This window comes from Microbispora sp. CL1-1 (genome assembly GCF_012034195.1).
GTDB lineage: Bacteria > Actinomycetota > Actinomycetes > Streptosporangiales > Streptosporangiaceae > Microbispora.
Genome location: NZ_JAATEK010000218.1, coordinates 1 through 365, shown reverse-complemented (window position 1 = coordinate 365; position 365 = coordinate 1). Strand labels below are relative to the sequence as shown.

The 365-nt window shown below is 71.5% G+C and carries 1 protein-coding gene; it reads left to right on the top strand.

Going from position 1 to position 365, the window contains the following annotated elements:
• Nucleotides 1-365 (top strand): sigma-70 family RNA polymerase sigma factor (locus tag HCK04_RS40695; protein WP_142652807.1); only part of this gene is annotated, 365 nt, incomplete at both ends.

Below are 365 nucleotides of genomic sequence, written 5' to 3'. Positions count from 1 at the left end.
AGGGAGTCGTACGTCGGGCCGTGGTTGCCCGAGCCGTTGCTGACCGCGCCGGATGTGGCCGAGGACGTGGAGCTGGCCGAGAGCGTGTCGATGGCGATGCTGCTGGTATTGGAGACGTTGTCGCCCACCGAGCGGGCGGTGTTCGTGCTGCGCGAGGTGTTCGACCTGGACTACGACGAGATCGCCGACGCCGTCGGCAAGAGCCAGGCCGCCGTCCGCCAGATCGCCCACCGCGCCCGCTCCCACGTCGCCGCCCGCCGACCCCGCGACACCGTCCCCCCGGACCAGACCCGCCACGCCCTCCAGGCCTTCAAACAGGCCGTCGAGACCGGCGACCTGCAACGCCTGCTCGACATCCTCGCCCC